20 protein-coding genes and 1 tRNA gene are annotated in these 19,862 nt (G+C 62.5%); 19 read left to right on the top strand and 2 right to left on the bottom strand.

What is annotated here, in order from left to right; genetic code table 11:
* Window positions 1-62: 62 nt before the first annotated feature.
* Window positions 63-890, bottom strand: a complete 828-nt coding sequence (gene mutM / locus BUB23_RS03385; protein WP_073101703.1) for a bifunctional DNA-formamidopyrimidine glycosylase/DNA-(apurinic or apyrimidinic site) lyase — start codon at window positions 888-890, stop codon at window positions 63-65.
* 86 nt (window positions 891-976) lie between these two features.
* Between mutM and BUB23_RS03380 the strand changes: the two genes are divergently transcribed.
* From BUB23_RS03380 to BUB23_RS03315, 14 genes are all read left to right on the top strand, one after another.
* Window positions 977-2,755, top strand: a complete 1,779-nt coding sequence (locus BUB23_RS03380; RefSeq protein WP_073101702.1) for a tetratricopeptide repeat protein — start codon at window positions 977-979, stop codon at window positions 2,753-2,755.
* Entirely contained in the window at window positions 2,752-3,336 is a 585-nt protein-coding gene (gene lolB / locus BUB23_RS03375) for a lipoprotein insertase outer membrane protein LolB (protein ID WP_073101701.1), read from the top strand. The genes BUB23_RS03380 and lolB overlap by 4 nt, the downstream gene beginning before the upstream one ends.
* A 12-nt stretch (window positions 3,337-3,348) precedes the next feature.
* Complete coding sequence (gene ispE, locus BUB23_RS03370; protein ID WP_073101700.1) at window positions 3,349-4,278, top strand: 4-(cytidine 5'-diphospho)-2-C-methyl-D-erythritol kinase; 930 nt, start codon at window positions 3,349-3,351, stop codon at window positions 4,276-4,278.
* 2 nt (window positions 4,279-4,280) lie between these two features.
* Window positions 4,281-4,357: transfer RNA gene (locus tag BUB23_RS03365), tRNA-Gln, on the top strand.
* Between the two features lie 112 nt (window positions 4,358-4,469).
* Window positions 4,470-5,420, top strand: a complete 951-nt coding sequence (locus BUB23_RS03360) for a ribose-phosphate pyrophosphokinase (RefSeq protein ID WP_073101699.1) — start codon at window positions 4,470-4,472, stop codon at window positions 5,418-5,420.
* Window positions 5,421-5,525: 105 nt separating this feature from the next.
* Entirely contained in the window at window positions 5,526-6,143 is a 618-nt protein-coding gene (locus tag BUB23_RS03355) for a 50S ribosomal protein L25/general stress protein Ctc (protein ID WP_073101698.1), read from the top strand.
* 102 nt (window positions 6,144-6,245) lie between these two features.
* Entirely contained in the window at window positions 6,246-6,842 is a 597-nt protein-coding gene (gene pth / locus BUB23_RS03350; RefSeq protein WP_073101697.1) for an aminoacyl-tRNA hydrolase, read from the top strand.
* Window positions 6,835-7,602 (top strand): CPBP family glutamic-type intramembrane protease, encoded by a 768-nt coding sequence (locus BUB23_RS03345; protein WP_245801147.1) that lies wholly within the window; start codon window positions 6,835-6,837, stop codon window positions 7,600-7,602. Before pth ends, BUB23_RS03345 begins: the two co-directional genes overlap by 8 nt.
* A 110-nt stretch (window positions 7,603-7,712) precedes the next feature.
* The gene (gene ychF / locus BUB23_RS03340) at window positions 7,713-8,804 is read left to right on the top strand and encodes a redox-regulated ATPase YchF (RefSeq protein WP_073101696.1); all 1,092 of its coding nucleotides are present in this window, start codon (window positions 7,713-7,715) and stop codon (window positions 8,802-8,804) included.
* A gap of 690 nt (window positions 8,805-9,494) precedes the next feature.
* Window positions 9,495-9,953, top strand: a complete 459-nt coding sequence (locus tag BUB23_RS03335; RefSeq protein WP_143160864.1) for a hypothetical protein — start codon at window positions 9,495-9,497, stop codon at window positions 9,951-9,953.
* A 234-nt stretch (window positions 9,954-10,187) separates the two neighbouring features.
* Complete coding sequence (locus BUB23_RS03330; RefSeq protein ID WP_073101694.1) at window positions 10,188-10,412, top strand: BrnA antitoxin family protein; 225 nt, start codon at window positions 10,188-10,190, stop codon at window positions 10,410-10,412.
* A gap of 63 nt (window positions 10,413-10,475) precedes the next feature.
* Window positions 10,476-11,174, top strand: a complete 699-nt coding sequence (locus BUB23_RS03325) for a glutathione S-transferase N-terminal domain-containing protein (RefSeq protein ID WP_073101693.1) — start codon at window positions 10,476-10,478, stop codon at window positions 11,172-11,174.
* Between the two features lie 192 nt (window positions 11,175-11,366).
* Entirely contained in the window at window positions 11,367-11,648 is a 282-nt protein-coding gene (locus BUB23_RS03320) for a hypothetical protein (protein WP_073101692.1), read from the top strand.
* Entirely contained in the window at window positions 11,635-11,961 is a 327-nt protein-coding gene (locus BUB23_RS03315) for a hypothetical protein (RefSeq protein ID WP_073101691.1), read from the top strand. The genes BUB23_RS03320 and BUB23_RS03315 overlap by 14 nt, the downstream gene beginning before the upstream one ends.
* A 24-nt stretch (window positions 11,962-11,985) precedes the next feature.
* On the opposite strand, the gene BUB23_RS03310 is transcribed toward BUB23_RS03315, so the two are convergent.
* The gene (locus BUB23_RS03310) at window positions 11,986-12,870 is read right to left on the bottom strand and encodes a LysR family transcriptional regulator (protein WP_073101690.1); all 885 of its coding nucleotides are present in this window, start codon (window positions 12,868-12,870) and stop codon (window positions 11,986-11,988) included.
* A 93-nt stretch (window positions 12,871-12,963) separates the two neighbouring features.
* Between BUB23_RS03310 and BUB23_RS03305 the strand changes: the two genes are divergently transcribed.
* From BUB23_RS03305 to BUB23_RS03285, 5 genes are read left to right on the top strand one after another with little or no spacing between them, the layout of a single operon-like run.
* Window positions 12,964-14,592 (top strand): gamma-glutamyltransferase family protein, encoded by a 1,629-nt coding sequence (locus tag BUB23_RS03305; protein WP_073101689.1) that lies wholly within the window; start codon window positions 12,964-12,966, stop codon window positions 14,590-14,592.
* Window positions 14,593-14,613: 21 nt separating this feature from the next.
* Window positions 14,614-16,125, top strand: coding sequence for an ABC transporter substrate-binding protein (locus BUB23_RS03300; protein WP_073101688.1), 1,512 nt, complete (start codon window positions 14,614-14,616; stop codon window positions 16,123-16,125).
* 25 nt (window positions 16,126-16,150) lie between these two features.
* Entirely contained in the window at window positions 16,151-17,095 is a 945-nt protein-coding gene (locus tag BUB23_RS03295) for an ABC transporter permease (RefSeq protein WP_073101687.1), read from the top strand.
* Window positions 17,092-17,976, top strand: coding sequence for an ABC transporter permease (locus tag BUB23_RS03290; RefSeq protein ID WP_073101686.1), 885 nt, complete (start codon window positions 17,092-17,094; stop codon window positions 17,974-17,976). The genes BUB23_RS03295 and BUB23_RS03290 overlap by 4 nt, the downstream gene beginning before the upstream one ends.
* A 13-nt stretch (window positions 17,977-17,989) precedes the next feature.
* Window positions 17,990-19,840, top strand: coding sequence for a dipeptide ABC transporter ATP-binding protein (locus tag BUB23_RS03285; protein WP_143160890.1), 1,851 nt, complete (start codon window positions 17,990-17,992; stop codon window positions 19,838-19,840).
* The last annotated feature ends 22 nt before the right edge of the window (window positions 19,841-19,862 follow it).

The raw sequence follows: 19,862 nt of genomic DNA, 5'->3' as shown, positions 1-19,862 counted from the left end.
GCGCCGCCTAAACAGGCTATCGAAGGAGAGCTCGCGCCTCATGGCCGCCCCGCATGCCGCGGCTAGCGCCGCTGGCACTTGGGGCAATAATACGTGGCCCGCTGTCCTTGCACGATACGCTTTATTGGGGTGGCGCAAATGCCGCAGGGCTGATTCGCTTTTTCATAGACCGCCGCATAGACTTCGAAATAGGCGCCCGGCTGCCCCGTCGCATTGACATAATCGCGCAGCGTGCTGCCGCCCGATTCCAGCGCCTCGCCCAGGGTTTGCCGGATGGCGGCGGCCAGCCGGCGGCAGCGTTCCAGCGAAATGGCGCCGGCGGCCGTGCGCGGGTTGATGCGCGCGCGGAAAAGCGCTTCCGAAGCATAGATATTGCCCACCCCGACCACGATATTGCCGGCCAGCAAGGCCTGCTTGATGGCCAGGGTCTTACCCCGCAGGTGTTCATGCAGGTAGCCGGGCGTGAACAAAGGGTCGAAGGGTTCTATTCCCAGCCTGGCCAGCAATATGTGGGCGGCCAGCGGCCCGTCGGCATTGTCGTGCCACAATATGGCGCCGAAGCGGCGCGGGTCGTGCAGCAGGAAGCGCGCATGGTCGAAGATCCATTCCGCATGGTCGTGCTTGCGCCGCGGCTCGTCGGGCGTCACGCGCCGCAGCGAGCCCGACATGCCCAGATGTATGATCTGTGTCCCGTGGGCGAAATTGATCAGCAGATACTTGCCGCGGCGCTCGCAGCTTTGGACTTCATGCCCGCTGATATTCCGGCCGAGGTCGGAAGGCACGGGCCAGCGCATGCGGGGTTCGTAAACTACAAACTGCTTTAATACATGGCCGGGCATAATCGTCGCTATTCCGCGACGCGTCGTTTCAACTTCTGGTAGTTCAGGCATACGGGGGTGATAACATCCTTAAATCTGAGTGTGTAATTTTGCCATCTGACGCTTTATTCCCGGCGCAGCGGCGGTGGTTCTCTTTAATGAAACGTTCAATTCCTCTGCTGTTAATGCTGTTTGCGCCTGTTTTTGTGTCCTGGTCCGGGCCGGCCTGTTCGGCCGAGGCCGCCAGGACACGCGAGCAGATCGAACAGATACGCCTGCGCTCGGGCGAACTGCCCGCGGTCAAGCTTACCGCCGATATCCTTTATCGGATACTGGCATCTGAAATCGCGGCGCAGCGCAGCCAGTACGATATGGCCAGCCAGACCCTGCTCGACCTGGCCCGCGAGACCTCCGATCCGCGTCTGGCCAAACGGGCCTTTCAGTTTTCCATGGCCGATCGCGACCTGGCGCGTTCGCTGCAGGCGGCGCGCGCCTGGGTTCTGCTGGCGCCCAACGATCCGGAAGCGGTGGCCTCGTCGCTGGCGCTGGCCGCCTCCAATGGCCAGACCGCGGGGCTGGCGGCCGCGCTCGGCACGCGCATAGAAAAGGCCGAAAACAAAGAGCAGGCCATCATCCAGGCCTCGGCCATCGTCAGCAAGATGGCCGACAAGCGCATGGCATTGGATGTGCTGGAAAAAGCCCTGCATCCGTCGGTACGTTCGCTGCCCGTGGCGCACCTGGCGCTCGCCGATGCGGCCTGGGCGGCCGCCGACCCCGCGCGGGCGCTGGCCGAGGCGCGCCGGGCCCTGGCGCTCGACCCCGAGTCCGAGGTCACCGCCCAGCGCGTGCTCGAATACGGCCTGAAGGTGGATTCCGTCGCCGCCATCAACGAAACCCGCGCCTATATCGCCAAGCATCCCGACAGCCGCAAGCTGCAGCTCTTGCTGGTCAACCGCTTGGTGGACCGCAATGACTTCAACGCCGCCCTGGCGCAGGTAAAGGCCATGCGCCAGCAGGCGCCCGAGGATTTCGACCTGCTCTACACCGAGGCCGAAGTGAATATGCGGGCCGAGCGCTATCCGCAGGCCCAGGCCCTGCTGGAAGAATATATCAGTGTCCAGACGCAGCGCCGCAAGTCCGTCAACGACAAGGCCAGCAATGCCGCCGCCGATGCCTCCGACGCCCGCCTGCTGCTGGTGCAGATCGCCGAGAAGCAGAACCGGCTGGGCGACGCCATCGCCCAGCTCGACCTGATCGACGAAGGTTCCCTGCGCTTCCAGGCGCAGATACACAAGGCGGTGCTGCAGGCCAAGCAGGGCAATCTGGCGCAGGCGCGGCGCAGCATCGACGCCCTCAAGCCCCAGGATCACCACGAGCGTTCGGTCGTCGCCCTGACGCTCGCCTCCATTTACCGCGAAGCGGGGCGCACCGACATGGCCGTCGAGATCCTGGCCAAGGCCGACGCCGCCATGCCGGACACGTCCGAGATCAAGTACGACCTGGCCATGCTGTACGAAAGGCAGGGCAAGTACGAGGAATTCGAAAAGCTGATGAAGCGCGTCATAGAGCTGGATCCGAATAACGCCAACGCCTATAACTCGCTGGGCTACACCTACGCCGACCAGAACCGCAAGCTGGACGAGGCCCAGGACCTGCTGGAGCGCGCGCTCGACCTCGATCCCGGCAATCCCTTCATCCTGGACAGCGTGGGCTGGTACCTGTACCGCAGCGGCGACTACGAGGCGGCGCTGGAATATCTGCAGCGTTCCTACGATCAGCTGCCGTCGGCGGATGTGGCGGCCCATCTGGGCGAAGTGCTATGGGTCACCAAGCGCGGCGATGAAGCCCGGCGCATCTGGAGCGCCGGGATGGCCAAGGATCCCCAGAACGAGACATTGCTCAAGACCCTGAAGCGCCTGGGAGTCACGCTGCAATGAGTCTTTCCTTCATGCGGCGCGGCTGGGCCTGGTGCTGCGCCGGCCTGCTTTGCCTTCTGCTGGCGGCTTGCGCCACGCCGCCGCGAATCGACAAGGGCGCCCCCGGCCAGGCATTCGACCGCAGTGGCCGGTTCGCCGTTAGCGTCAATTACGCGGACGGCAGGCGGGACGCCGTGCAGGGGGGCTTCGCCTGGCACGATACCGGCCGCGCGCTCATGCTGGACCTGGCCAACCCGCTGGGCAATACCCTGGCGCGGGTCCAGGTGGAGCCCGGCCTGGCCACGCTCACCCGCAGCAATGGCTCGATCGAACAGGCCGAGCATCCCGATACGCTGGTGGAGCTTGCGCTGGGCAGCCCCATACCGGTGGGGGGCCTGCGCGACTGGCTGCAGGGCCGCACGGGCAAAGGCAGCGTCGCGGGGCTGGAAAAAAACGGCGGCGGCCAGCCGGCGTCGTTCAGCCAGGATGGCTGGCGGGTGCAGCTGTCGCGCTACGATGCGCAGGGTCCCACCCTGCTGCAGCTCAACCGCAGCGACGCCAATCGCGCCATCAGCGTTCGCCTGGTGGTGGACGGCGGCTGAGCGGGGCGCGGCGTGGCTTCTTTGTATGATGTCCCGGCTCCGGCCAAGATCAATCTCTTCCTGCATGTGACGGGGCGCCGCGACGACGGCTACCATCTGCTGCAAACCGCCTTTCGCTTCATCGGCCTGTGCGATACGCTGGATTTCGACCAGCGCGGCGACGGCCGGATCGTGCGCGAGGGCGGGCAGGTCGCCGGGCTCGCCGCCGAGGACGACCTGGTGGTGCGCGCCGCCCGTGCATTGCAGAAGGCGACCGGCACCCCGCTGGGCGCGCAGATACGCTACCAGAAGCGGATTCCCTCCGGCGGGGGGCTGGGCGGGGGCTCCAGCGATGCGGCGAGCACGCTGATCGCCCTCAACCGACTTTGGCAGACCCGATTGACGCGCGCGCAACTGATGCAACTGGCCCTGCCGCTGGGCGCCGATGTGCCGGTGTTCATCTACGGCCAGCCGGCTTTTGCCGAGGGAATAGGCGAGCGGCTTGCGCCCCTGGCATTGCCCGACCGCGCCTATCTTGTTGTGCAGCCGACGCAGAATGTGCCGACCGCGGAGGTGTTTTCTTCACCCGATTTGACAAGAGATACGCCTTCGGTCAAAATGTCGGTCTTTACTGATTGGCAAACAATCAATGCACCGGAACAAGGCCAGGCAACACCCGGCCTTTTTGGGCGCAACGATTTGGAATCAGTGGTTTTTGCAAACTACCCGCGGGTGCACGAAGCCGCAATGTGGCTTAGGCAGCAGGGTCTGGATGCAAGAATGACCGGTTCCGGCGCCTGCTTTTTTGTTGAATTTGTAACGCTCGAGCTAGCGGCAGTGTGTCAGCGGGAAATTATCGGTAAAATGCTGAATCGTGAAAACGACAACGCAGCGGCGGTTCAAAACGCCTGGGCTTGCCCCGGGTTGCATGAGCATCCGCTACGACACTGGACAAGCAGTTGAATTGGGGAATCGCCAAGCTGGTTAAGGCACTGGATTTTGATTCCAGCATGCGAAGGTTCGAATCCTTCTTCCCCAGCCACTTTTTCAAGCCATACAGGCTTGCTTCAACGTAAAGCTGTTGAGTCGGCCCCTAACGGCGGTGCTGGTCAACAGCTTTGTTGTTTAACGCAACGCCAACTTTAGCGTCCATCATGACACACGACAGATTCATGATTTTTACCGGCACGGCTAACACTCGGTTAGCGGTCGATGTTGCAAATCACCTCGATATGTCGCTCGGAAAAATGACGGTAGGTCGTTTCTCTGACGGCGAAGTCATGGTCGAAATCAATGAAAATGTTCGCGGCAAGGACGTCTTCGTGCTGCAGCCCACCTGCGCCCCGACCAACGACAGCCTGATGGAAATCATGGTGATGGTCGATGCCCTGCGACGCGCTTCCGCCGGCAAGATCACCGCGGCGATTCCCTATTTCGGCTATGCCCGCCAGGACCGCCGCCCGCGCTCCGCCCGCGTCTCCATATCGGCCAAGGTAGTGGCCAATATGCTGCAGGTCGTGGGCGTCGACCGCGTCATGACGATGGACTTGCACGCCGACCAGATCCAGGGCTTCTTCGATATCCCGGTCGACAACATATACGCCGGTCCCATCCTGCTGGGCGACATCTGGCGCCGCAATTACCAGGACCTGGTCGTGGTGTCCCCCGATATCGGCGGCGTGGTCCGCGCCCGCGCGCTGGCCAAGCAGCTGGAAGCCGACCTGGCCATCATCGACAAGCGCCGTCCGCGCGCCAATGTGTCCGAGGTCATGAACATCATCGGCGAGGTCGATGGCCGCACCTGTATCATCATGGATGACATGGTCGACACCGCCGGCACCCTGTGCAAGGCCGCGCAGGCGCTCAAAGAGCGCGGCGCGGTCACGGTCTACGCCTATTGCACGCATCCCGTGCTGTCGGGCGGCGCCGTGCAGCGCATCGCCGAATCCGAACTCGACGAATTGGTCGTCACCGACACGATTCCCCTTTCGGAAGCGGCGCGCGCCTGCAAGAAAATCCGCCAGCTTTCCTGCGCTTCATTGCTGGGCGAAACCATATTGCGTATTTCCCACGCCGAATCGGTCAGTTCCCTTTTCGTCGATTGAACCATACCGTTGCCTGCTGGTCGCGGCAGGCAGCAGTCGCTCGCAGCCCTTCCCGGCTGCGTTTACCAACGGGCTACCCAGCCCACCCAGTTTTTGGAGTCTTCCATGAAATTCAACGCCACTTCGCGTAGCGATAAGGGTACGAGTGCGAGCCGCCGCCTGCGCCACGCTGGCCGTGTTCCAGCCATCGTTTATGGCGGTACCGCCGAGCCGATAAGCATCGAGCTCGACCACAACGAGATCTATCACGCTTTGCGCAAAGAGTCCTTCCATGCATCCATCCTCGGCATGGAACTGGACGGCAAATCGGCCGGGCAGGTCTTGCTGCGCGCCGTGCAATGGCACCCGTACAAGCAACTGGTCCTGCACGTCGACTTCCAGCGCGTCGATGCTTCGCAAGCCCTGACCACCAAAGTGCCTTTGCACTTCGTCAACGCCGAGACATCGCCCGCCGTCAAGCTCAGCGCGGCCATCATCAGCCACGTGCTGACCGAAGTCGAAGTCGTCTGCCTGCCCGCCAACCTGCCCCAGTTCATCGAAGTCGACCTGGGCGGGCTGCTGGCCGGCACCACGCTGCACATGTCCGACATCGTCCTGCCCAAGGGCGTGGTGTTGGCCGCCCACGGCGGCGACGTCAACCCTGTCGTGGCGGCAGCCCACGTCAAGGCGGGCAGCGCCAGCAGCGATGACACAGCTTCGGAAGATACTCCCGCAGCCGAATAAGTCGCTTATCTTCACACGGTTCTGACGCCTGGCTGTCAGACGGTGTGCGGCAAAACCCCTGCCTAGCGTAAGCTGACAGGGGTTTCTCTTTGTAGGCTGTCCATGACACCACCCATACGCCTGATTATCGGCCTGGGCAATCCCGGCCCCGAATACGAAACTACCCGGCACAATGCCGGCTTCTGGCTGGCCGACCACCTGGCCGACGACCTGAAAGCCAGCTACACGCTGGAGAAAGGGTTTTCGGCCTGGGTCGCCAAGGCGCGCTTCGAGGGCGATGCCGTCATGGTCGCCAAGCCCACCACCTTCATGAACCGCTCCGGCCAGGCGGCGGGCGCCTTGATGCGCTTCTACAAGCTGGCGCCGGAACAGGTGCTGGTACTGCACGACGAACTGGACCTGCTGCCCGGCAACGCCAAGCTCAAGCAGGGGGGCGGCCATGCCGGCCATAACGGCTTGCGGGACATCCAGGCGGCTTTCTCCAGCCCGGATTTCTGGCGCTTGCGCCTGGGCATAGGCCACCCGCGCACCCTGGGGGTGGCGCAGCAGGTCGCGGCTTTTGTGCTCAGCCCGCCGCGGCGCGACGAGCTGCAGGAAATCGTGGCGGCCATAGACCGCTGCCGCGCCATTGTCCCGGCCCTGCTGCGTGGCGAATACCAGCAGGCCACCAGTCAGCTGCACGAGGCCAATCGTGGGTGACGGCCGCCAGGTCTTGCTTTTTCGCGACGAATTGCGCGACTTTTTCCGCTTCGCCCTGCGCCCGCGCTTCGGGCCGCGCCTGCCGGGCCGCCATGCGGGCAGCGGCTGGTGGGAAGACTGGTTTCCCGGCCTGGCTATAGGCCGCCTGTGCAAATGGGCGTGTTTCCTGTGGGCCGTCAACCTGGCCTTCCTGGGGCCTATCGCGGTCATGGCGGCGGGGGCGGGCGGGGCGACCCACCGGCTGGACATCCATAATATTCCCTGGCTGCAGGCCTTGCTGTGGGCGCCTGTCGTCGAAGAGCTGGTGTTTCGCTACGGCTTGCGGCGCATCGCGCAAGCCTGGTGGCTGGTGCCCGCGGCCGTCGGCGCGATGCTGATGGGGCCGCAATGGTCGGCCATTCTGCTGGTGACGGGAATCTTCGTGGTGTGCTGGCTGCCTTACCTGTTCGGCATGCCCTGCGCCCGCCGCAGTCTGGCCTGGCGCCATCGCCTGCTTTACCGCCGCTGCTTTCCCTGGGTGTTCCACGCGACCTCGCTGCTGTTCGCCGCCGTGCACCTCTATAACTTCAATCTGCATCAAACGCCGCTGTGGCTGATGCCGCTGCTGGTATTGCCGCAATGGCTGACCGGCCTGGTGCTGGGCTGGCTGCGCGTCAAGCGCGGTATAGGCGCAAGCATGCTGCTGCACGGCATTTTCAATGGCGGGCCTCTGCTGCTGGTGTGGCTGGTGCTGCGGTTTGTGCCGGAAATGGTGGCCTGATGCGGCCGCTTGCGGCGATACCGGCGCCCGGCCTGGCACGCCGCGCGTGCCAATCGGACCGACCCGACCTACAATAGGCCCTTTCGCTTTTATCTTATTCCAGGACACTCATGGCTTTGCAATGTGGCATTGTTGGTTTACCCAACGTAGGAAAATCGACACTTTTTAATGCGTTGACCAAGGCTGGCATTGCCGCCGAGAACTATCCTTTCTGCACGATCGAACCCAACGTCGGCGTGGTGGAGGTCCCCGACCCGCGCATGGCGGCCCTGGCGGCCATCGTCAAGCCCGAACGGGTCGTGCCGGCCGTGGTGGAATTCGTCGACATCGCCGGCCTGGTGGCCGGCGCGTCCAAGGGCGAGGGGCTGGGCAACCAGTTCCTGGCCAACATCCGGGAAACCGACGCCATCGTGCATGTGGTGCGCTGCTTCGAAGACGAAAACGTGATCCACGTCGCCGGCGCGATCAACCCCCTGTCCGATATCGAAGTCATCAACACCGAGCTGGCCCTGGCCGACCTGAGCGCCGCCGAAAAAGCCCTGCACCGCCACCAGAAAACCGCGCGGGCTGGAGACAAGGACGCCATCAAGATGGTGGCGCTGCTCGAGAAAGTCCTGCCCGTGCTGAATGAAGCGCGCCCGGTGCGTTCCATGGGGCTGGACGCGGACGACATGGCGCTGCTCAAGCCCTTGTGCTTCATCACGGCCAAGCCGTCCATGTATGTGGCCAACGTCAAGGAAGACGGCTTCGAAAACAATCCGCATCTGGCCGCGGTGCAAAAATACGCCGAGGCCGAGAACTCGCCCGTGGTCGCCGTCTGCGCGGCGGTCGAGGCCGATATCGCCGACCTGGACGACGAAGACAAAAGCATCTTCCTGGCTGACATCGGCATGGACGAGCCCGGCCTGAACCGCGTCATCCGCGCCGGCTACCGCCTGCTGGGGCTGCAAACCTACTTCACCGCCGGCGTCAAGGAAGTGCGCGCCTGGACCATCCATATCGGCGACACCGCCCCCAAGGCGGCCGGCGTCATCCACACCGACTTCGAACGCGGCTTCATCCGCGCCCAGACCATAGCCTACGACGACTTCATCGCCTTCAAGGGCGAGCAGGGCGCCAAGGAAGCGGGCAAAATGCGCGCCGAAGGGAAGGAATATGTGGTCAAGGATGGGGATGTGCTGAATTTCTTGTTTAACGTCTGACGGTTTTTTTGATGGCTGTCAGTGTTGAACGATGCGTCCATCCGCTAAGCATTGACTCCCGCCGTGTCGACTATGCGGCTGGGCCACGCGCCAACGCATAGCCAAGAATGGCCCGTTCTGGTCATGTTTTGCGCTATCCCGAGTGTAAAGGCGCATTGCCAGTTGAATCCGCAAATGCCAAGCGCAGCCGCCGCGCAAGCGCCGCAGCGCACCCAGGGCACCCTGAGACGTTCAATACGCCCATGTGCCATGCAAACCGAGCAGCTTGCATGGCATTTTAGTTCCGTAGGCCTGCGGGACTCCCAGCGCGCGAATCATCTTCTACCCGCCGGGGTTCCATCCCGGCGGCGAAAGGTCTCGGTCTTCCCTGTCCCGAGGAGAGACTGAGGTACACGCCAGGAAGTGTCGAACCTAGATCCGGCTTTCGCCGGGTTTCGCTTCAAAGCCATTTTCTCTTCCTTGATGCAGCGCAAATGGTGGGTATGCTGGGCGTTGCAATAAATACATTCTTAATGTTAGCATAGGTTACAAAATCGTCTCTTTGGTTTTGATATAACAAGGAGTAATAATGCAGTTGATCTATCCCTACTGCTGAATATCGATGAGGCCTTGTATGGAACATATCCAGGTTCCAGCTTGGTGATGGTGTAACTACCTTTAAACTTAAATAGCTGAATATTGGGGGGATTTATGAGTATTTCAGTCAATGGGCGTGGCTATCCCGCGGGAGCATTCGAGCTTGGCGCCAATAAGGTTGCTGCGCGGTCTCTTGCTACGTTCCCACAAGGCAAGCAGCCTTCTGCGTCCTATATGGCTGAATCAAATCGGATGTTTCAGAAAGCGATGGAAGACCTGAATTCCCCGCAGAATACTGGCTTGGCCGACAATGCACCCGAAAAGGCGATTAAACAGGTTATGGTGAATGGCCGGCTTGTTGCCACAATTTATGAATCCGGCGTTGCAACGATTACTAGTTCGTTTGCTAATGCATTGAAAAATTTGGCCCTTCCGACCACTCATTCTGATCAGTTGGCCGCGATTCGTGCGGAAATGATCGCAAAGGCCATAGGTGGGGAAGTCAAGGATGTGACTCAATCTAAGCCTTCTTCTTTTCCATCGCCGAGTCGCCGTTTTTCCGTGAACGCTTAAATTAATCCGATCCAAGTGGCATAGGGTAAGTTTTAGATAAAGAAAGCTCGCTTCGGCGGGCTTTGTTTTTGCAGGACGGTTTTCTGAAGACGATGTACCGGTGTTGGATCGGATGTAGCTCTTGTGCGCCGGAATCAATGACCCGCTCTCCGCAGGCGGCAGGGCGGCGCTCTCGATACGGAAAGGATGCCGCTATACAATCCTGAATAAACAACGATTTTGTAGTAACGTGCGTTGCGCGAGCGGCCCGACGAAGGTATCGACTACAGCGAGCAGCCTGCGCTGGATGAAGTATTCTGGACCCAAGCGCTGCGCAATCCACTGAACCGGCCAACCAAGACCTCGACGACTGTTCGCATCGACTCCGACGTACTGGCCTGGCTGCGCTCGCAGGGCAAGGGTTATCAGTCCCGTATCAATGCCATCTTGCGCAAGGAGATGCTGGCGTCGATCAAGTGAAAACAAGAGCGATGATTACCGTTTGGTGGTGGCAGTGCGCTATGACAGGCGAACATTTCCCGATTGCTGACCCCGACCCTATCGACCTCATCGTCGGATATTAAAAACTTGCAAGAGAAGGGTGACTCATTTATGCCGCTTTCCACTTCGTCTGCCGCGCCCCAGCTTTTCTATTCCGAGGGTTCTCCTTATGCCCGCATCTGCCGCATGGCGCTGCGCGAGCGTGGGCTGATGCCGCAGGTAAGAGAGGCGACAACTACGCTGCGCGATCCCGCCGCGGCGGTGCTGCCTCACAATCCCGTTGGCCGGGTGCCGGCGCTCGTGCTGCGCGATGGAACGACTCTTACCGAGACCACCCTGATTCTGGGATGGCTCGATGAACACGGAAGCGAGCCGGCCATGCTTCCTGGCGATGCGCAGGGTCTGGCCGCGTATGGGCGTGTGCTCGGTCTTCTCGATGGGATCGCGGTCTGGAACAGGGAATTGCGGCGGCCGGAAGCTGAGCGCAGTCCGTCCGTCCTGTCCCTGGAGGCCACCAGGGCAAACCGGATTGCCGACGCGCTGGAGCGCGACGTGGCCGATGGCGTGTATGCGAACATAGACGCCGGGTCTCTGGCGCTGCTTGCGGTTCTGGGTTACGCGGAGCGACGGCATACCGTCTGGAAGTGGCGAATGAACCGGCCGCAGCTTGAGCTATGGTTTATTCGGGCATCGCAGCGGGCTTCCTTTTGCGAAACCCTGCCCCCACTAAGCGGAATATGAGCCGGAGTTAGCCCGAACCGGATACACCCGTCGCGACACAGGAATTCGCACACGGCGATCGACAGCGTAAGTCTGCGCGGCACACTTCCCGCCGCCAGTGGCGTTCTGCAGTACTACTGAGATAGTATTATAGCGATCCGCCTGCTTTGGTGCTATAGTGCCTTAGTATTTTAGTGCACAACGGAGTTTTCCATGCCCACGCATACATCCTCCCCCGTAGTGAAGCTCGTCGGCGCCAACGGGCAGATTTCACTGGGCAAGCAATTCGCCGGACGTCAGGTGCTGGTGGAAGAACAGGGGCCGGGCGTGTGGCTGGTGCGCACCGCCACTGTTATCCCCGACAACGAGCGCTGGCTGCACAGCGAGCAGACCGCCGGCGCTTTGCGCGTAGCCTTGGACTGGGCACAGACCCATCCCGCGCGCGACGATACCGCCGACGATCTACTGAAGCGCCTGCGCGATGAGCCGGCCTGAGTCCGATACCAGGGTTCGGCTGGATCTGAACAACCCCATTTTCCAGCGCGACTTGCTCGACTTGCAGAGGACCGAGCGCCATGCGGCGCTGAACACCTTGGCCAAGCTGCATCAGTTAACCTGGAAGCAGGTTTATCGCGACCAAGGTTTGCACTGGGAAAAAATCACCAGTCTCAAGCCACCGCCCGGCATTGATGCTCTCTATAGCCTGCGCATCACCCAGTCGCGACGGGCCGTGGCTTATCGCGAGGGTGACTTCATCCGCCTGCTGGCCATTCCGCCCGACCACGACGCCACCTACGGGAAGAAGTGAGGGCAGCTGGGCCGCGCATGTGGCTCAAGTCTTGGCAGCGATATCCTTGTACGACTCATAAATGGCCTGCGTGACGCCTTGCTGCCTGCTGTCGCGCCGCTCGAGCAGGCCGATGTCGCGCGTCAGGGGGCCTAGTTCATTCGGCAGCGGCAGGAGGCGCAGGTCGTGCATCCCGTTCCAGTCCAGGGTGTGGAGCAGGGGCAGTATCGTGACGCCCACTTCTTGCCGCACCAGGCCCAGCAATTGTTCGATGGCGTTGAGCTCGAGGAAATCGTCGGTGATGACGCCCATTTTCTGCAGCACCCGGTCGATCTGGCGGCCCGTATGCTGGCTGCGGTCGAAGCGCAGAAAGGGATTCCCGGCCAATATCTCCCGTGGATCGTCGCCGACGATCGACGCCGGGGCTATCAGGCGCAACGGCTCCTGGTACAGCATGGCCCAGCGGATGCCAGCCAGCCGCTTGCCCGCGCCGACGACGATGGCCGCGTCGATTTCGCCGTGCTCGACCTTGTGCGTCAGTTCGCTGGATTTGCCCGACACCAGGCGGATGCCCAGGCCTTTGTGTTCGCTTTTCAGCTGCGAGACTATCCTGGCGAGTATGCTCATGCAGGAAACAATGGCGCCTATCGTCAGCTGGCCCACGAACTGGCCCGATGGGGCCTTGGGCAGGCGTATCCGGTCGTAGAGCTCCAGCAGCTTCTTGATTTCCGGCAGCAGTTCCTGGCCCGCCGGATTCAGCAGCGCCAGCCTGCCGCTGCGATCGAACAGCTCGCGGCCGAACTCTTCTTCCAGCGCCCGCATCTGCAGGCTCACCGCCGCCTGGGTCAGGCCCACATGCTCGGCGGCGTCCGAAAACGAGCCCAGCCGCGCGACGGCGGTGAAAGTGCGCAGGAAACGTATGGTACTCATAAGGAAAACTTGTTTGAGAGAATAGAAAATTAAATTGATGTAATGCCAATTTGATAGTAGCTTACTGGGCCTGAGCCACACTTTCTTACCGACATGAAAAACTTCAATTGGGCCAATCCTTATCCGTCCACCCGCACGCCCTTGTTCGCGCGCAATGTGGTGGCCACTTCGCATCCTCTGGCGGCCCAGGCCGGCTTGCGCATGATGCTCAAGGGCGGCAATGCCGTCGACGCCGCGATTGCCGCCGCCGCCACCATCACGCTGGTCGAGCCGGTGTCCTGCGGCATAGGCGGGGACTGCTTCGCCATTCTGTGGGACGGCAAGAAGCTGCATGGTCTGAATTCTTCGGGCCCGGCTCCCGCGGCCTGGAATGTCGAATATTTCAAGCGCAAGTACGGCAGCGGCCCGGACGGCCTGGCCAAGCAGCCCAAGCGCGGCTGGGACACAGTGACCGTCCCTGGCGTGGTGGCCGGCTGGGCGGCATTGCACGGCAAATTCGGCAAGCTGCCTTTCGACGCGCTGTTCGAGCCGGCCATTGAAATCGCCGAACGGGGTTATGCCGTGCCGCCCATCGTGGCAGGCAAATGGGCCAAGGCCGCCGACGAGTTGAAAGACCAGCCCGGCTTCGCCCAGGCTTTCATGCCTGGCGGGCGGGCGCCCGCCATCGGCGAGAACTTCCGTTTCGCCGATGCCGCGGGCACATTGAAGCGTATCGCGCAAAGCCACGGCCGCGACTTCTACGAGGGCGAGCTGGCCGAGAAGATCGCCGCGTTCAGCCGCGAAGGAAACGGCGCGCTGACGCTGGACGATCTGCGCAGCTACCGCCCCGAATGGGTCGAGCCCCTGTCCAAGGATTACCACGGCTATACCGTGCACGAGATTCCGCCCAACGGCCAGGGCATTGCGGCGCTGGTTGCCCTGGGCATCGCCGAGCGCCTGGATTTGCGCAACTTTCCCGTGGATTCCCTGCAGTCGCAGCACATCCAGATAGAAGCCATGAAGCTGGCTTTCGCCGACCTGTACCGCTACGCGGCCGACCCGCGCGGCATGACGGTGACGCCGGCGCAGATGCTGGACGACGATTACCTGGACAGCCGGGCCAGGCTCATCCGCCTGGACCAGGCCACGTTCCACGAGGCGGGGCGCCTGCCCGCCGGCGGCACGATTTATCTTTCCGCCGCCGATGAAAGCGGTATGATGATTTCATTCATTCAATCGAATTACATGGGTTTCGGGTCGGGTGTCGTGGTGCCGGGCACGGGCATAAGCCTGCAGAACCGCGGCGTGGGGTTTTCCATGGATCCCGCCTCGCCGAATGTGGTCGAGGGCGGCAAGCGGCCGTTCCACACCATCATCCCGGGCTTCCTGAGCAAGAACGGCAAGCCGGTCATGAGCTTCGGCGTGATGGGCGGGGATATGCAGCCGCAGGGGCATATGCAGACGCTGGTGCGCATGATCGATTACGACCAGCAGCCACAGGCGGCATGCTGCGCGCCGCGCTGGAAGGTGAACCGCGACTTTACGCTGGATATTGAGCCCAATATGAACGCCGATGTGGTCGAGGGCCTCAAGGGCCTCGGGCACACCTTCAAGTCCGTTTACGATCCCTACATGGATTTCGGCGCCGGGCAGTTCATCTGGCGGCTGTCCGAGGACGACAAGGATGCGGGGTACGTGGCCGCCAGCGATGGCCGCAGGGACGGCCAGGCCGTTGGATTTTGAAGCCAATCAGGAGGCAGGGAAATGAAAAGAACGACGCTATTGCTGGGCAGTCTTTTGCTGGGCGCCGCGGCGGCCGCCAGCCATGCGCAGGTGCTGCGCATAGGGATGCAGGACGACCCCGACACCCTGGACCCCCACCGCTCGCGCACTTACGCGGCGCGCATCGTATTCACTTCTTTGTGCGACAAGCTGGTGGACATCGACGCCAAGCTGCAGTTCGTGCCCCGGCTGGCCAAATCCTGGTCCTGGAATGACGACAATACGCAGCTGACCTTCAAGCTGCGCGATGATGTCGTGTTCCACGATGGCAGCAAGTTCGACGCGGCGGCGGCCAAGGCCAATCTGGACCGGGCCCTGACCTTGCCGGGCAGCCAGCGCAAGAGCGAGCTGGCCTCGGTCAAGCAGGTCGACGCGCCCGATGCCGCCACCCTGGTCATCACCGTCAAGCAGCCCGACGCTCCTTTGCTGGCGCAGTTGTCGGACAGGGCCGGGATGATGCTTTCGCCCAAGAGTTTCGCGGGGGCCGACAGCGCTTCGGACGTGGGCCGCCATCCGGTCTGCTCCGGGCCTTTCAAGTTTGTCGAGCGCGTCCAGAACGACCGCATCGTGCTGGAGAAATTCGACAAGTATTACGACGCCAAGGATTTTGCGTTCGACAAGGTCATATTCCTGGCGATACCCGACTCGACGGTGCGCCTGTCCAACCTGCGCTCGGGCGGCATAGACATCCTGGAACGCCTGAATCCCTCTGACGTGCCGCAGGTCAAGGAAAATGCCAACCTGGCATTCAAGCCCGTCACCGGCCTGGGTTTCCGCCAGTTCATGTTCAATGTCGGCAATGGCGAGCGCGCCAAGACCAGTCCGTTCAAGGACAAGCGCGTGCGGCAGGCCTTCCAGCTGACCATAGACCGCCAGGCCATAGGGGACGTGATAGGCGGCGGCATTTTCCCGCCGGCGCAGCAGCCCTTCCCGCTGGCCAGCCCCTATCATAGCGACAAGTTCCCCGTGACCGCGCCCGATATCAACAAGGCCAGGGCGCTGCTCAAGGAAGCGGGCCAGGAAAACGCCAAGGTGGAACTCACGTTCGCGAATAACACCATAGAGCAGTCCACGGCCGAAATGGTGCAGGCCATGGCCGGCCAGGCGGGCTTCCAGGTGAGCCTGCGGCCCACCGAATACGCCGCGATGCTGGCGGAATCGGCGAAAGGCAATTTCCAGGTCGATATGCGCGGCTGGTCGGGCCGGGTCGATCCCGACGGCAACATCTATTCCTTCGTCACTTGCAAGGGCACGCTGAACGACAGCAAATATTGCAACCCCAAGGTCGATGAGCTCCTGGACAAGGCGCGGACGATATCCGACCAGGCCAAGCGCAAGGCCGTCTATGACGAGGCCCAGGCCATACTGCAGGACGAGCTGCCCAGCATGTATATTTACTATCAGCCATGGCCTTTCGCCGTCAACAAGAAAGTCCAGGGCTTCGATCCCTTTCCCGACGGCATGATCCGCCTGGACAAGGTTTCGTTCAACTGATGGCGGCACGGCCGGGTCCCTTTGCATGTTCAAACTAATCTTGCGCCGCATCATCGTCGCGATACCCACCTTGATCCTGGTATCGATGGTGATATTCGGCTTGCAGAAAATCCTGCCCGGCGATCCTGTCCTGGCCATGGCCGGGGAGGAAAGGGATCCCGCCGTCCTGGAATTCCTGCGCGATAAATATCGCTTGAACGATCCCCTCCCGGTGCAGTACCTCGCGTGGGTCAAGGAGGTGGGGCAGGGCAACCTGGGCGTCTCGCTGCGCACCGATATTCCCGTGACGACGCTGGTCAGGCAGAAACTGCCGGTGACGATCCAGTTGGCCGTCATGGCGATGTTCTTCGCGATACTCGTAGGCATACCGCTGGGCATCCTGGCCGCGGTGCGCAAGGGCAGCCGCATCGAATTCGGGGCCAATCTCTTCGCGCTGTCGGGCATGTCCATACCCAACTTCTGGCTGGGCATAGTGCTCATCATGATAGTTTCGGTGTGGCTCAAGTGGCTGCCCGCCTCGGGGTATGTGCCGCCGGGCACAGATTTATGGCTATCGCTCAAGACCATGCTCATGCCCTCGCTGGTATTGTCCACGGCGATCAGCGCCTACCTGATGCGCCATACGCGCTCGGCCATGCTGGAAGCGCTCAGCGCCGATTATGTCCGCACGGCCCGGGCCAAGGGCGCCTCCGAGCGCATCGTGGTCTTGCGCCACGCCTTGCGCAACGCCCTGATGCCCATCGTGACCCTGGTGACCATCCTGTTCGGCGAACTGCTGGCCGGCGCGGTGCTGACCGAGCAGATCTTCGGCATACCGGGGTTCGGCAAGCTGCTGGTCGACGCCGTGTTCAATCGCGACTACGCCGTGGTGCAGGGCGTGGTGCTGTGCATCGCGGTGGGCTTCATCGTGCTGACCCTGGTCGCCGATGTGCTTTATATCCTGATCAACCCACGCCTGAGGTATGCATGACTGCGCAAGCCGCGACCGCAACATTGGCGCCGCCGCCGCCCGGGCGGCGCGGCAACCGTTCCTGGGGCAAATTCAAGCGCAACCGCTCGGCCATGCTGGGCGCGGCCATCGTGCTGTTTTTCATGCTGGTGGCCTTGTTCGCCCCCTTCATCGCCGCCTACGATCCGGCGCAGGTCAGCTTCAGCGCCATACGCAAGGCCCCGACTGCGGCGCACTGGCTGGGCACCGACGAGCTGGGGCGCGATATCCTGAGCCGCCTGGTGTTCGGGGCCAGGGCTTCCCTGCTGGCGGGCATGTGCTCCGTCCTGATCGCCTTGCTGGTGGGCGTGCCTTTCGGCTTGCTGGCGGGCTATTTCGGCGGCTTGGTCGACGGCTGTATTTCGCGCGCCACCGAAGCCTTGCTGTCCATCCCCTTCCTGATCCTGGCCATCGCCCTGGCGGCATTCCTGGGCCCCAGCCTGGTCAATGCCATGATAGCCATCGGGGTGTCGGCGGCGCCTCTTTTCATACGCCTGGCGCGCGGCCAGGTGCTGGCGATCAAGAATGAGGACTATGTGCAAAGCACGCGCTCCCTGGGGGCGTCCAATACGCGCATTGTGCTGCGCCATATCCTGCCCAACATCATGCCGGCGCTCATTGTGCAGGCGACCATCATGATCGCGAGCGCCATCATTGCCGAAGCCAGCCTGTCGTTCCTGGGCCTGGGGCTGCAGCCTCCCAACCCGTCCTGGGGCTCCATGCTGAACACGGCCAAGAACTTCATGACGCAGGCGCCGTGGATGTCCATATTCCCGGGCTCGGCGATTTTCCTTGTGGTCTTCGGATTCAACCTGCTGGGCGACGGCCTGCGCGACGCGCTGGACCCGCGCCAGGATCACTGACGATATGCGGACGATGAAAGACGAGCGCGTCATCCAGGTCGAGGGCCTGACGGTCAGTTTCAAGACGCCGGAAAGGACGGTCGAGGCGGTAAGAGACCTGTCCTTCCATGTCGGCAGGGGCGAGACCCTGGCTATCGTGGGCGAATCGGGCTCGGGCAAGTCGGTGACATCGCTGTCGCTGATGCGCCTGGTCGAGTTCGGCAACGGCCGCATCACGCAAGGCGAGATGCTGCTGCGCAGGCGCGACGGCAGCCTGCTGGACCTGGCCGCCGCGACCGAGCAGGAAATGCGCAAGGTGCGCGGCGCCGATATCGCCATGATCTTCCAGGAGCCCATGACCTCGCTGAATCCCAGCTTTACCGCGGGCGTGCAGATCGCCGAAGCCCTGCAGCTGCATCAGGGGCTGGACAAGGCGGCGGCCCGGGCGGAAACGCTGCGCCTGCTCGAGACCGTGCGCATTCCCGACGCCGGGGCCGTGCGGGACCGCTACCCCCATCAGTTGTCGGGCGGCATGCGCCAGCGCATCATGATCGCGATGGCCTTGTCGTGCAAGCCGCAGGTGCTGATCGCCGACGAGCCCACTACGGCCCTGGACGTGACCATACAGGCCCAGATACTGCAATTGATCCGCCAGCTGCAGCAGGACATGGACATGGGCGTGGTGTTCATCACCCACGACATGGGCGTGGTCGCGGAGGTGGCCGACCGCGTCATGGTCATGCACCGGGGCGACAAGGTGGAGGAAAACGATTCAGAAGGCTTGTTCCACCAGCCCCGGCATCCCTATACCCGCGCCTTGCTGTCGGCGGTTCCCAGGCTGGGGTCGATGAAAGGCAGCAGCGAGCCCGCGCCCTTCGTGCTGCTCGACTACGCCGCGTCGCAACAGCCCGCGCCGCCGCCCGCGCAGCAGGCCAGCACGGCCCGCTACGATGCGGGCCCGCTGGTGCAAGTGGACAAGCTCGTGACGCAATTCGATATCGCCAGCGGCCTTTTCGGCCGCGTCAGGCACCGGGTGCACGCGGTCGAGCAGGTCAGCTTCGACCTCTATCCCGGCGAGACCCTGGCGATCGTGGGCGAGTCCGGCTGCGGCAAGACCACCACCGGGCGTTCCCTGGCGCAGCTGGAACGCATACGCGGCGGCAGGATTCTGTTCGAAGGCCAGGACGTGAGCCTGCTGCGCGGCAGCCAGATGCAGGCATTGCGCCGGCATATCCAGTTCATCTTCCAGGACCCCTTCGCCTCCCTGGACCCCCGCGTGACGATAGGCTATTCCATCATGGAGCCGCTGCTGATACACGGGGTGGCCAAGGGCCGCGCGGCGGCCGAGCGCGTGCGCTGGCTCATGGAGAAGTGCGGCCTTACGCCCGAAATGATAGACCGCTATCCGCATGAATTCTCCGGCGGGCAGCGGCAGCGGATCTGCATAGCCCGGGCCCTGGCATTGAATCCGCGGGTCGTGATCGCGGACGAATCGGTGTCCGCCCTCGATGTCTCGATACAGGCCCAGATCGTCAACTTGCTCCTGGACTTGCAGCGCGAGCTGGGCCTGGCGATTCTGTTCATCTCGCACGATATGGCGGTGGTCGAGCGCATCAGCCATAGGGTAGTGGTCATGTACCTGGGGCAGGTCGTGGAAATCGGCCCGCGGCGGGCCATTTTCGAGGACCCCCAGCACCCCTACACCAAGAAGCTCATGGCGGCCGTGCCGATAGCCGACCCGGCTTATCGCCATCGCGCCCATTCCCTGCTGGTCGATGAGATCCCCAGCGTCGTCAGAAGCGTCAACGACGAGCCGGTGGTCCAGCCCCTGGTACGGGTAAGCGAGGGGCATTTCGTCGCGCGCCATCCCGTCGGTGTTTATTGATATTCAAAGCGCAGCCTCTGTT

The sequence above is a fragment of the Pollutimonas bauzanensis genome (assembly GCF_900129885.1).
Lineage (GTDB): Bacteria > Pseudomonadota > Gammaproteobacteria > Burkholderiales > Burkholderiaceae_B > Pollutimonas > Pollutimonas bauzanensis.
The sequence above is the reverse complement of the archived record's forward strand: the minus strand, read 5'-3'. Positions and strand labels throughout refer to the sequence as shown.

Bases quoted from the DNA above. Each gene is read 5' to 3' on its own strand.
- mutM (WP_073101703.1), bottom strand. From the start codon at position 890: ATGCCTGAACTACCAGAAGTTGAAACGACGCGTCGCGGAATAGCGACG.
- BUB23_RS03380 (WP_073101702.1), top strand. From the start codon at position 977: ATGAAACGTTCAATTCCTCTGCTGTTAATGCTGTTTGCGCCTGTTTTT.
- lolB (WP_073101701.1), top strand. From the start codon at position 2,752: ATGAGTCTTTCCTTCATGCGGCGCGGCTGGGCCTGGTGCTGCGCCGGC.
- BUB23_RS03360 (WP_073101699.1), top strand. From the start codon at position 4,470: ATGACACACGACAGATTCATGATTTTTACCGGCACGGCTAACACTCGG.
- BUB23_RS03355 (WP_073101698.1), top strand. From the start codon at position 5,526: ATGAAATTCAACGCCACTTCGCGTAGCGATAAGGGTACGAGTGCGAGC.
- pth (WP_073101697.1), top strand. From the start codon at position 6,246: ATGACACCACCCATACGCCTGATTATCGGCCTGGGCAATCCCGGCCCC.
- ychF (WP_073101696.1), top strand. From the start codon at position 7,713: ATGGCTTTGCAATGTGGCATTGTTGGTTTACCCAACGTAGGAAAATCG.
- BUB23_RS03335 (WP_143160864.1), top strand. From the start codon at position 9,495: ATGAGTATTTCAGTCAATGGGCGTGGCTATCCCGCGGGAGCATTCGAG.
- BUB23_RS03320 (WP_073101692.1), top strand. From the start codon at position 11,367: ATGCCCACGCATACATCCTCCCCCGTAGTGAAGCTCGTCGGCGCCAAC.
- BUB23_RS03315 (WP_073101691.1), top strand. From the start codon at position 11,635: ATGAGCCGGCCTGAGTCCGATACCAGGGTTCGGCTGGATCTGAACAAC.
- BUB23_RS03310 (WP_073101690.1), bottom strand. From the start codon at position 12,870: ATGAGTACCATACGTTTCCTGCGCACTTTCACCGCCGTCGCGCGGCTG.
- BUB23_RS03305 (WP_073101689.1), top strand. From the start codon at position 12,964: ATGAAAAACTTCAATTGGGCCAATCCTTATCCGTCCACCCGCACGCCC.
- BUB23_RS03300 (WP_073101688.1), top strand. From the start codon at position 14,614: ATGAAAAGAACGACGCTATTGCTGGGCAGTCTTTTGCTGGGCGCCGCG.
- BUB23_RS03295 (WP_073101687.1), top strand. From the start codon at position 16,151: ATGTTCAAACTAATCTTGCGCCGCATCATCGTCGCGATACCCACCTTG.
- BUB23_RS03290 (WP_073101686.1), top strand. From the start codon at position 17,092: ATGACTGCGCAAGCCGCGACCGCAACATTGGCGCCGCCGCCGCCCGGG.
- BUB23_RS03285 (WP_143160890.1), top strand. From the start codon at position 17,990: ATGAAAGACGAGCGCGTCATCCAGGTCGAGGGCCTGACGGTCAGTTTC.